At 72.1% G+C, this 10,991-nt stretch carries 8 protein-coding genes and 3 tRNA genes; 3 read left to right on the top strand and 8 right to left on the bottom strand.

Annotation, left to right across the window (positions count from 1 at the left end):
- Positions 1 to 170: 170 nt before the first annotated feature.
- On the bottom strand, positions 171 to 767 hold the full coding sequence (leuD, locus tag PUR71_RS27030; RefSeq protein WP_329929735.1) for a 3-isopropylmalate dehydratase small subunit: 597 nt from the start codon (positions 765 to 767) through the stop codon (positions 171 to 173).
- A 3-nt stretch (positions 768 to 770) separates the two neighbouring features.
- Positions 771 to 2,192, bottom strand: coding sequence for a 3-isopropylmalate dehydratase large subunit (gene leuC / locus PUR71_RS27035; protein ID WP_329929736.1), 1,422 nt, complete (start codon positions 2,190 to 2,192; stop codon positions 771 to 773).
- A gap of 234 nt (positions 2,193 to 2,426) precedes the next feature.
- Between leuC and PUR71_RS27040 the strand changes: the two genes are divergently transcribed.
- Positions 2,427 to 3,140, top strand: coding sequence for an IclR family transcriptional regulator (locus PUR71_RS27040; RefSeq protein WP_030246527.1), 714 nt, complete (start codon positions 2,427 to 2,429; stop codon positions 3,138 to 3,140).
- 119 nt (positions 3,141 to 3,259) lie between these two features.
- On the opposite strand, the gene PUR71_RS27045 is transcribed toward PUR71_RS27040, so the two are convergent.
- The 6 genes from PUR71_RS27045 to PUR71_RS27070 all read right to left on the bottom strand — a co-directional run bounded on the left by PUR71_RS27045 (position 3,260) and on the right by PUR71_RS27070 (position 6,540).
- Positions 3,260 to 3,334, bottom strand: a tRNA-Gln gene (locus PUR71_RS27045).
- 44 nt (positions 3,335 to 3,378) lie between these two features.
- Positions 3,379 to 3,454: transfer RNA gene (locus PUR71_RS27050), tRNA-Glu, on the bottom strand.
- A gap of 46 nt (positions 3,455 to 3,500) precedes the next feature.
- A tRNA-Gln gene (locus tag PUR71_RS27055) sits at positions 3,501 to 3,572 on the bottom strand.
- A gap of 239 nt (positions 3,573 to 3,811) precedes the next feature.
- Entirely contained in the window at positions 3,812 to 5,311 is a 1,500-nt protein-coding gene (gene gltX, locus PUR71_RS27060; RefSeq protein ID WP_329929737.1) for a glutamate--tRNA ligase, read from the bottom strand.
- Positions 5,304 to 6,104 (bottom strand): fumarylacetoacetate hydrolase family protein, encoded by an 801-nt coding sequence (locus PUR71_RS27065; protein WP_329929738.1) that lies wholly within the window; start codon positions 6,102 to 6,104, stop codon positions 5,304 to 5,306. Before PUR71_RS27065 ends, gltX begins: the two co-directional genes overlap by 8 nt.
- Positions 6,105 to 6,321: 217 nt before the next feature.
- Positions 6,322 to 6,540, bottom strand: coding sequence for a hypothetical protein (locus PUR71_RS27070; RefSeq protein ID WP_329929739.1), 219 nt, complete (start codon positions 6,538 to 6,540; stop codon positions 6,322 to 6,324).
- Between the two features lie 637 nt (positions 6,541 to 7,177).
- On the opposite strand from PUR71_RS27070, the gene PUR71_RS27075 reads away from it, so the two are divergent.
- Together PUR71_RS27075 and PUR71_RS27080 are read left to right on the top strand one after the other, a co-directional pair.
- Positions 7,178 to 10,843: a nitrate- and nitrite sensing domain-containing protein gene (locus PUR71_RS27075; RefSeq protein WP_329929740.1), complete on the top strand. Its 3,666-nt coding sequence runs from the start codon at positions 7,178 to 7,180 to the stop codon at positions 10,841 to 10,843.
- 10 nt (positions 10,844 to 10,853) lie between these two features.
- Positions 10,854 to 10,991 (top strand): roadblock/LC7 domain-containing protein (locus PUR71_RS27080; protein ID WP_329882915.1); only part of this gene is annotated, 138 nt, incomplete at its 3' end.

A 10,991-nucleotide genomic window follows, 5' to 3' on the forward strand; every position in this document is an offset into this window, starting at 1 on the left:
CCATCTACCCGCAGTTGTGCATGCGCGGGGCCCTCTCGGGCAAAGCCAAATGGGCAATCGGGGGCGGCCCGGCGGCCCTAACTCGTGCTCCGGAACGCCGGATGGCCCGCCCCCCCGAGCGGGGTGCGGGCCATCCGGCGGATCGTCAGAATGCTTGTTCTGAAGGGATCTCAGGCAGCGGGCTGGGTGCGGGGCTTGAAGGACGGGCGGGTCGCCTCGAACGCGGCGATGTCGGCCTCGTTCTGCAGCGTGATGCTGATGTCGTCCAGCCCGTTGAGCAGCCGCCAGCGGACGTTGTCGTCCAGTTCGAACGACGCGGTGACGCCCTCGGCCCGGACCTCACGGGCCTCCAGGTCTACCGTGATCTCGGCCCCGGCGTCACTCTCGGTGAGCGCCCAGAGCCGCTCCACGGTCTCCTGCGGCAGGACGACCGTCAGCAGGCCGTTCTTCAGCGAATTCCCACGGAAGATGTCGGCGAAGCGCGACGAGATGACGGCGTGGAAGCCGTAGTTCTGCAGCGCCCAGACGGCGTGCTCGCGCGAGGAGCCGGTGCCGAACTCGGGGCCGGCCACCAGCACGGTGGCCCCCCGGCGCTCCGGCCGGTTGAGGATGAACGACTCGTCCTTGCGCCAGGCCTCGAACAGCCCGTCCTCAAAGCCGGAGCGGGTCACCTTCTTGAGCCAGTGCGCGGGGATGATCTGGTCGGTGTCGACGTTGCTGCGGCGCAGCGGGACGGCCCGGCCGGTGTGGGTGGTGAACTTCTCCATGGCTCAGGCCTCCACGGCGATGTCGGCGGTCAGGTCGGAAGGAGCCGCCAGCCGGCCCAGGACGGCGGTCGCGGCGGCGACCTGCGGGGACACCAGGTGGGTGCGCCCGCCCTTGCCCTGCCGGCCCTCGAAGTTGCGGTTCGAGGTGGAGGCGCAGCGCTCGCCGGGGGCGAGCTGGTCGGGGTTCATGCCCAGGCACATCGAGCAGCCCGCGTGGCGCCACTCGGCGCCGGCCGCGGTGAACACCTTGTCCAGGCCCTCCTCGACGGCCTGCAGGGCCACGCGCACCGAGCCGGGCACGACCAGCATCCGTACGCCGTCGGCGATCCGGCGGCCCTCCAGGACGGCGGCGGCGGCACGCAGGTCCTCGATGCGGCCGTTGGTGCAGGAGCCGACGAAGACGGCGTCGACCTTGACCTCGCGCAGCGGGGTGCCGGCCTCCAGGCCCATGTACGTCAGGGCGTTCTCGGCGGCGGTGCGCTCCTGCGGGTCCGCGAAGTCCTCGGGGTGCGGGACGGCGGAGCCCAGCGGCGCGCCCTGGCCGGGGTTGGTGCCCCAGGTGACGAACGGGGTCAGCTCGCTCGCGTCGATGAAGATCTCGTGGTCGAACACCGCGTCCTCGTCGGTGCCCAGGGTGTTCCAGTACGCGACGGCGGCGTCCCAGTCCTCGCCCCGCGGGGCGTGCGGGCGGCCCTTCAGGTACTCGAACGTGGTCTCGTCCGGGGCGATCATGCCGGCCCGGGCGCCCGCCTCGATCGACATGTTGCAGATGGTCATCCGGGCCTCCATGGACAGGCTCCGGATCGCCGAACCGCGGTACTCCAGGACGTAGCCCTGGCCGCCGCCGGTGCCGATCTTCGCGATGACGGCGAGGATCAGGTCCTTGGCGGTGACGCCCTCGGGCAGTTCGCCCTCGACGGTGACCGCCATGGTGCGGAACGGCGCGAGCGGCAGCGTCTGGGTGGCCAGTACGTGTTCGACCTGGCTGGTGCCGATGCCGAACGCCAGCGCGCCGAAGGCGCCGTGGGTGGAGGTGTGGGAGTCGCCGCAGACCACGGTCATGCCGGGCTGGGTCAGACCGAGCTGCGGGCCGACGACGTGGACGACGCCCTGCTCGACGTCGCCCAGCGAGTGGATCCGCACGCCGAACTCGGCCGCGTTGCGGCGCAGGGTCTCCAGCTGGACCTTGGAGACCGGGTCGGCGATCGGTTTGTCGATGTCCAGGGTGGGGGTGTTGTGGTCCTCGGTGGCGATCGTCAGATCGGTGCGGCGGACCGGGCGGCCGGCCAGCCGCAGGCCGTCGAAGGCCTGCGGGCTGGTGACCTCGTGGAGCAGGTGCAGGTCGATGTAGAGCAGGTCGGGCTCACCCTCCGCGCGCCGCACGACGTGGTCGTCCCAGACCTTCTCTGCGAGTGTCCGTCCCATCGGGTTCCCTCCAGCCGGCCGCGTCGCCGGCCTTCTCGGTGTCGTCGGGGTCAAAGCTGTCGCCGCCCTCGGTGCGGAGCGCTTCGCGCGACCTGCACGCCAGATCGGTGTCCACGATGCGGACACTCTGTCGAGGCCCCATCCTGGGTGTCTCCCGGGCTGCTGCATCCAGAGTGGCGCTTTTCCCGGAAGATTGAACTTGCGTCTCGCGGAATGAGACTGCAGTCTTAGGGCATGGACAACACTAGCGGCGTCGGCGTTCTCGACAAGGCCGCTCTGGTGCTCAGCGCACTGGAGTCGGGCCCCGCCACGTTGGCGGGGCTGGTCGCCGCCACCGGTCTGGCGCGCCCCACGGCCCACAGACTCGCCGTCGCACTCGAACACCACCGTCTGGTCACCAGGGACATGCAGGGGCGCTTCATCCTCGGCCCCCGTCTCTCCGAACTCTCCGCCGCGGCGGGCGAGGACCGGCTGCTCGCCACCGCGGGCCCGGTCCTGACCCACCTGCGCGACGTCACGGGCGAGAGCGCACAGCTCTACCGCCGCCAGGGCGAGATGCGGATCTGCGTAGCCGCCGCCGAGCGGCTCTCCGGCCTGCGGGACACCGTCCCGGTCGGCAGCACCCTGCCGATGAAGGCCGGCTCGGCCGCCCAGGTCCTGCTGGCCTGGGAGGAGCCCGAGCGGCTCCACCGCGGCCTCCAGGGCGCCCGCTTCACCGCCACCGCGCTGAGCGGCGTCCGGCGCCGCGGCTGGGCCCAGTCGATCGGCGAGCGGGAGCCGGGCGTCGCGTCCGTCTCCGCGCCCGTCCGCGGCCCTTCCAACCGCGTCGTGGCCGCCGTCTCCGTCTCCGGTCCGATCGAGCGCCTGACCCGCCACCCGGGCCGGCTGCACGCCCAGGCCATCATCGAAGCCGCGAACCGGCTCACCGAGGCGCTGCGGCGCAGCTGAGACGCCTCCGAAAAGCCCGGAGGCCCCGATCGAATCGCGATCGGGGCCTCCGGGCTTTTGCGCACGGCACTGCGCGGACAAAACGAAAAAGACCCCGGGAAACCGGGGCCTTCCTTTTCTGGCTGGGGTACCAGGACTCGAACCTAGACTAAGTGAACCAGAATCACTCGTGCTGCCAATTACACCATACCCCAACACAAAGCAAGCGCCGGTGGGCGAGCCCACCGGCTTCCTGCTCTGGTACCCCCGACCGGATTCGAACCGGCGCTACTGCCGTGAGAGGGCAGCGTGCTAGGCCGCTACACAACGGGGGCTTGATCTTCATTTGTACTGCGGTACTGCTGTTACTGCTGTACTGCGCTGGGGTACCAGGACTCGAACCTAGACTAAATGAACCAGAATCACTCGTGCTGCCAATTACACCATACCCCACCAGAGTTGAACCCTCATCGGGCCTTCTCAGGCGTTGCGCCTCTCGCTCGGTCCCGGCCGGGGGGCTTTCGCTCCCTCGTCCGTTCCCTCCCGGGCGGCGCAGAAAGAACATTACCCGACGTCTGGCCTGGCTCCAAAATCGATAACCCCAGGCGGCCTCCGGGAGGCCGGCGGATGACCTCCGGGTACGCCGCGGGCCCGGCACCAGGCCGGGCCCGCGGGCGTGCTCAGCGGCCCGTTCAGGCGGCCGGCAGGGCGTCCAGGGCGGAGCGCAGGCGACGCAGCGTCTCGGGGCGGCCGAGCAGCTCCATCGACTCGAACAGCGGCGGCGAGACCCGGCGGCCGGTGACGGCCACCCGCAGCGGCGTGAAGGCGAACTTGGGCTTGATGCCCAGCCCGTCCACCAGCGCCTCGCGCAGCGCGGCCTGGATCGGCTCCGGGGTGAAGTCCCCGAGCGCCTCCAGCGCCTTGACGCTGGCCTCCAGCACCGGGCGGGCGTCCGCGGTCAGCGCCTTGGCGGCGTCGTCCGGGTCGACCGCGAAGTCGGCCGGGTCGACGAACAGGAAGCCGGCCATGTTGACGATCTCGCTCAGCACGACCATCCGCTCCTGGGTGAGCGGCGCCACCTTGGCGAGCAGATCCAGCTGCTCGGCGGTCGGCTCGGCCGGCAGCAGGCCGGGGGCCTGCAGGAACGGCACCAGGCGGCGGACGAAGTCCTCCGGGGCCAGCTTGCGCACGTGCTCGGCGTTGATCGCCTCGCACTTCTTCAGGTCGAAGCGGGCCGGGTTGGAGTTGACCTTGGCGAGGTCGAAGGCGGCGACCATCTCGTCCATGCCGAAGAGGTCGCGGTCCTCGGCCAGCGACCAGCCCAGCAGGGACAGGTAGTTGAGCAGGCCCTCGCGGATGAAGCCGCGCTCGCGGTACATGTTGAGCGAGGCCTGCGGGTCGCGCTTGGAGAGCTTCTTGTTGCCCTCGCCCATCACGTACGGCAGGTGGCCGAAGCGCGGGACGGTGCCGTTGCCGACGCCGATCTCGGCGAGCGCCTCGTACAGCGCGATCTGGCGCGGGGTGGAGGAGAGCAGGTCCTCGCCGCGCAGGACGTGGGTGATCTCCATGAGGGCGTCGTCGACCGGGTTCACCAGCGTGTACAGCGGGGCGCCGTTGGCCCGGACGATGCCGTAGTCGGGCACGTTCTCCGACTCGAAGCTGAGCGTGCCGCGGACCAGGTCGTCGAAGGCGATGGTCTTGTCGGGCATCCGGAAGCGCAGGATCGGCTCGCGCTTCTCCAGCTTGTAGACGGCGATCTGGTCGTCCGTCAGGTTCCGGCAGTGGCCGTCGTAGCCGGAGGGCTTGCCGGCCGCGCGGGCGGCCTCGCGACGGGCGTCCAGCTCCTCGGTGCTGCAGTAGCAGTGGTAGGCGTGGCCGGCCTCGTGCAGGCGGCGGGCGACGTCCGCGTAGATGTCCATCCGCTGCGACTGGCGGTACGGCGCGTGCGGGCCGCCGACCTCCGGGCCCTCGTCCCAGTCGAAGCCGAGCCAGCGCATCGCGTCGAGCAGCTGGTCGTAGGACTCCTCGGAGTCGCGGGCCGCGTCGGTGTCCTCGATCCGGAAGACCAGCGTGCCGCCGTTGTGGCGGGCGTAGGCCCAGTTGAAGAGGGCGGTGCGGACCAGGCCCACGTGGGGGTTGCCGGTCGGGGAGGGACAGAAGCGAACCCGGACGGCCGGGTCAGTGTTAGCCACGCTTGATCACCTTGTTGGCGAGAGTGCCGATGCCTTCGATGGAGACGGCGACCTCGTCGCCGACGTTGACGGGGCCCACCCCAGCGGGTGTGCCGGTGAGGATGACGTCGCCGGGCAGCAGCGTCATGGCCTCGGAGATGTGGACGATCAGTTCGGCCACCGAGCGGACCATCTGGGAGGTGCGCCCGCTCTGGCGGAGCTCGCCGTTGACCGTGCAGGTGATCGCGAGGTCGGCCGGGTCGAGGTCGGTCTCGATCCAGGGACCGAGCGGGCAAGCGGTGTCGAAGCCCTTGGCCCGGGCCCACTGGCCCTCGCGCTGCTGGACGTCGCGGGCGGTCACGTCGTTGGCGCAGGTGTAACCGAGGATCACCTCCGGCACCCGCTCCAGCGGCACCTCGCGGCACATCCGGCCGATCACCACGGCGAGTTCGGCCTCGTGGTGGACCTCCGAGGAGAACGGCGGGTAGGCGATGCTCTCGGTCGGGCCGATCACCGAGGTGGACGGCTTGAAGAAGGTCAGCGGGACGTCCGGGACGCCGCCGCCCATCTCCGCCGCGTGGGCCGCGTAGTTGCGGCCGACCGCCACGATCTTGTTGGGGAGCATCGGGCTGAGCAGCCGGACGTCCTGGAAGCGGTAGCTCTCGCCGGTGGGTTGCGGCTGGCCGAACGGGTGGCCGGCCAGGCCGTGGACGACCAGCGACTCGGGCTGGGCCGGGTCCCCCTCCACGACGCCGAAGGAGACGCTGCCGGCGGCAGGGCTCCCTTCCCGGACGGAAAACCTCGCAATGCGCACGGCTGGGATACCCCTCGCTTCGTCGGCCGCCCGGGGCGCCCCCGGGCGCTGGTGGGCGCCCCGCCCGGCGTGGGCGCGGCCCCGTCAATCGTCGACCAGGCTATCGCGTGAGCCCTCTCCCGGCCGCTTCGGCCCTGCTCGGCGCGGGCGCGCGAACGCGAAGGGCGCCGCGGCCGGTTCGACGGCTGCGGCGCCCTTCGCGCGGCGCGGGACGGGATCAGTCCTGCGGGACGACCACCGGCGCGACCATGAGCTGGGTGCGGCGCGGGTTCGCGGTGCTCCCGGGCAGGTCCGTCGAGTAGGTGACGGCGTCCTCGGGCTTGCGGGCGCCGGGGATCTTGCTGAAGTCCTCGACCGAGGCCAGCGTGGTCCGGCGCGGGTTCGCCGTGGAGCGGCAGGACAGCGTGGACTTGGTGGCCTTCTTCGCCTGGGACATCGAGTCAGCACCTCGTGTTCGCGGCCGGGCGCGCCACGACGGGGCGGCACGGCCTGAGTGAGTCCGATTGATTCGGAGGGATTCTGGGCAGGCTGATCGGGGCCGTGCTCCGGATGCACCAGGTTACGAGATCTCATTCCACAGGGACCGTGACCAAAGCTACACATTCGTCTGTGATTTTCCTCACAAATGGGTCCGCAAATCTCCGATATCCGACATTTCGCCGGAACGGGATTTCCCGGCAAAACGCCGATAACGGGCATTCCAGCAGGTCTGCGACTCTTGTCGATCTAGGGCCCCGTTGGCATGTATCGGACGAGTGTCCGAAAAAGGCGGTATTCCGGTCCGGTTACCGCACAGTCCGTGAAAACGCGCACGCGGTCGGTAGCCGTGGCCGGTGGTTCCGGGCGGCCCTTGTTGGGATTCCCTCGCTGTGCTGGAATGCCACGGACCGTGGGTAGGGAGCAGTCCACCCCGGTGCCCGCTCTCCCGGACCGGCCGGGGTGCGGATGGAAACTCGACACCGTCCAGGCCGTGGCGACGCGGCGGGACGCCCGGTCCAGAGGTTGCGACGCCAGTGCAGGGACGTTTCAAGAGGGGTAGCGGCGCCGCGGGGAACCCGGAGTCGCGCGAGCCTGTGGCAGCCCCCCAGCAGGCGGCGGCCCCCGGTGGCCCGGCCGAACCGCCGACGCCCGAGGGCGCCGGCCACCCGGAACCCGACGGCCAGGACCGGAAGTCCGCCCGCGACAAGCTCCGCACGTCCCTCACCAGGCGCCGCGCCACCGGTCTGAGCCGGCTCGCGATGCGCAACTGGCGCATCCGGACCCGACTGATCGCGCTGCTCGCGCTGCCCGTCCTGGTCTCGCTGGTCCTCGGTGGCCTGCGCATCCAGACCTCGATGCAGGCCTCGCAGCAGCTCGCCCAGATGGCCAACCTCTCCGACCTGGCCAAGAAGGCGACCAACCTCGCCGACGCGCTGCAGACCGAGCGCGACATCAGCGCCGGCCCGATCACCAACCGGCCGACCGACCCGCTGGACGACGACATCGTCTCCGCGCGCAAGACCACCGACGACCTGAGCCGGACCTTCACCGCCTCCTCCGACAAGTTCGAGAACCTCGAACTGTCCGGCGGAAAGGCGCTGCTGTTCCAGATCCGCAAGGACCTCAACTCGATCTCGGACGCGCGCAACACGCCGTACCAGAACAACCAGAACATCCAGTCGACGATCACCGCGTACGACGTGATCATCCGCGACCTGCTGTCCATCACCCAGGACATCGCGCTCGCGTCGAACAACAAGGACCTCGTCGTCGCGACCCGCGCGCTCCAGCAGTTCTCGCTGGCCAAGGACGCGACCTCGCAGCAGCGCGCCCTGATCAGCGCCGCGCTCGCCAACCCCAAGGCCCCCGACCTCAGCCTGAGCGACGAGTCCTTCGGCATCCGCCTGCGCACGACCTACGACAACGCGCTCACGACGTTCAACAACATCTACACCGCGCACGACCTGGACAACCTGCGCGGCCAGCTCAGCTACAACAACGTCGTCGCCGACGCCGACCGCTACTCGCGCTCGATCCTCCAGCAGAGCGGTATCCACCAGACCGACCCGGTCACCTACAAGGACTGGTACGAGAAGGCCACCGCCAAGATCAAGGCCGAGCAGCGGATCGAGTCCAAGCTGCTGGAGAGCCTGGACGGAAAGGCCCAGGACCTCCAGTCCCAGGCCGACACCGACGCCCTGATCATCGCCGGCGCCGTCGCCCTCGTGCTCCTCGTCGCCCTCGGCGGCGCCGGTCTGATCGCCCGCTCGATGGTGCGCTCGCTGACCCGCCTGCAGGCCGCGGCCGAGGACGTCGCCGAGCGGCGGCTGCCCGAGCTGGTCAAGACGCTCTCCGAGAGCGACCCGCACGACGTCGACGTCACCGTCGAACCCGTCGCCGTCGACTCCACGGACGAGATCGGCCACGTGGCCCACGCGTTCGACATGGTGCACAGCGAGGCCGTCCGCCTCGCCGCCGAGCAGGCCCTCCTCCGCGGCAACATCAACGCGATGTTCACCAACCTCTCGCGCCGCAGCCAGGGCCTCATCCAGCGCCAGCTGTCGCTCATCTCCGAGCTGGAGAGCCGCGAGGCGGACCCGGACCAGCTCGCCAACCTCTTCAAGCTCGACCACCTCGCGACCCGCATGCGCCGCAACGGCGAGAACCTCCTCGTCCTCGCGGGCGAGGACCCGGGCCGCCGCTGGACCCGGCCCGTCCCGCTGGTCGACGTGCTCCGCGCCGCCGCGTCCGAGGTGGAGCAGTACGAGCGCATCGAACTCGCCGCGGTGCCGTCGGCCGAGGTCGCCGGCCGCGTCGTCAACGACCTCGTCCACCTGCTCGCCGAGCTGCTGGAGAACGCCACCTCCTTCTCCAGCCCGCAGACCCGCGTGCGGGTCACCGGCCACGCGCTGCCCGACGGCCGCGTGCTGGTCGAGATCCACGACACCGGCATCGGCCTGAGCCCCGACGACCTCGCCGAGATCAACGAGCGCCTCGCCAACCCGCCGACGGTGGACGTCTCCGTCTCCCGCCGCATGGGCCTCTTCGTGGTCGGCCGCCTGTCCCTGCGACACGGCATCCGCATCCAGCTGCGCCCCAGCGACTCCGGCGGCACCACCGCGCTCGTCATGCTCCCGGTGGACGTCACCAACTCCGCCGACCGCCGCGGCTCCGGCCGCCCCGGCCCGGCGCAGGCCAAGCAGCAGCGCGGGGTCGCCCCGACGCCGCGCCAGCAGCGCCAGATGCCGGCCGGCCAGGGCGGTCCGGCCGCGCTCGGCCAGGCCCAGGCCGGCGGTGCCCCGCAGGGCCGCCCGCAGCTCGGCCAGGGCGGTCCGGCCGGCCCGGCGGCACCGGGCGCCCCGACCGCTCCCGGCGCGCCCGGCGGGCGGGCCGGCGGCCTGCCGACCCGTCAGGTCGGCAAGGCCCTGCGCGAAACCCCGGTCGTCCCGGGCGGCCAGCCGGGCCAGCAGGCCCAGCAGCCGCAGCAGTCGGCCCAGGGCGGCCTGCCGCAGCGCGGCCCCGGCCGCCAGGGCCCGCAGCAGGGCGGCCCCGGCCTGCCCCGCCGCGGCCAGCAGCCCGGTGGCCCGGCCCAGCCCGGCCAGCCCGGCCAGCCGGGCGGACCGCAGGGTGCGCCCGGCCGCCCCGGCCAGGAGCGTCCGCGCCCGGCCGGCGACCCCAACGGCGCTCCCCGGACCGGCGAGCAGCCGCAGCACGGCCGCCCGGGTGCGCCCGGTGCACCGGGTGCACCGCGCCAGGGCGCCCGCCCGGGCACCCGCCCGCAGGACGGCCTGCCGCAGCGCCGCCAGCCCGGCCGCCCCGGCCCGCAGGGTCCGCAGGGTCCGCAGGCTCCACAGGGCCACGGCGGGCAGGGGCCGCAGGGCCCGCAGGGTCCCGGCGGTCAGGGTCCGCAGGGCCCGCGCCGCCCGCAGCGCCCCGGCCCGGACGCGCCCCAGCGCGACCGCCAGCCGCAGTTCCCGCAGCAGCAGGGCCCGCAGGCCCAGCTGCCGCCGGCCGAGCCGGCCCCGGTCGAGAGCACCCAGCAGTTCGCCCGCCCGCGCTTCGAGGCCAGCCAGATCGACCCGCGCGACCCGCTGGGCCTCGGCCTGGTCGAGCCGGTGCTGCCGAACGTGCCGAACCCGGCGCGCCCGGAGCCGGTCCGCCAGGAGCAGGCCCGTCCGGAGCCCGTCCGCCAGGAGCCGATGGCGCTGCCGACCGGCGCGTCCGAGGGCGGTGCCGAGCAGCAGCCGTGGGCCGGCCAGGAGGCCAGGCCGCGGCAGTACCAGCCGCGCCGCCCCGGCACGTCGGCGCCGGAGCTCCTGCAGGAGCCCCAGGGCCGTCCGCCCCGGCCGCAGGGCCCCCAGGGTCCGCAGCAGCAGGCCCCGCAGGGCCAGCCGCAGCCCGGTGAGGGCGACGCCCCCTGGCGCCCGTCGGCCAACGACGAGCGCTGGCGCCGCGCGGAGCAGGTCCGGGAGCCCTCGACCAACGGCGTCACGATGTCCGGCCTCCCCAGGCGGACCCCGCAGGCCAACCTGGTCTCCGGCACCGCCGAGGCCTCCCCGCTGACCGGTCCCCAGGTCTCCCGGGCCCCCGAGGAGGTGCGCGGCCGGCTGACCAACCTGCGCCGCGGCATCCAGCAGGGCCGCCGGGCAGGTGCGGAACAGGCCAACCCGGCCGGCTTCCAGCATGGTGCCCAGCAGCCCGGGTTCGATAGTTTCGGGGGCCGGAGCGACGGCAACGGCGCAGATCACCAGGAGCGTTGAGTTGAACCAGATGAGCCAGGCCGCACAGAACCTGAACTGGCTGATCACCAATTTCGTGGACAACACCCCCGGGGTGTCCCACACCGTGGTGGTCTCCGCGGACGGCCTCCTGCTGTGCATGTCCGAGGGCTTCCCCCGGGACCGCGCC

The sequence above is a fragment of the Streptomyces sp. SP17BM10 genome (genome assembly GCF_036322405.1).
Taxonomy (GTDB): Bacteria; Actinomycetota; Actinomycetes; order Streptomycetales; family Streptomycetaceae; genus Kitasatospora.

Coding starts and splice junctions, on each gene's coding strand:
- leuD (WP_329929735.1), bottom strand. CDS start 767: ATGGAGAAGTTCACCACCCACACCGGCCGGGCCGTCCCGCTGCGCCGC.
- leuC (WP_329929736.1), bottom strand. CDS start 2,192: ATGGGACGGACACTCGCAGAGAAGGTCTGGGACGACCACGTCGTGCGG.
- PUR71_RS27040 (WP_030246527.1), top strand. CDS start 2,427: ATGGACAACACTAGCGGCGTCGGCGTTCTCGACAAGGCCGCTCTGGTG.
- PUR71_RS27070 (WP_329929739.1), bottom strand. CDS start 6,540: ATGTCCCAGGCGAAGAAGGCCACCAAGTCCACGCTGTCCTGCCGCTCC.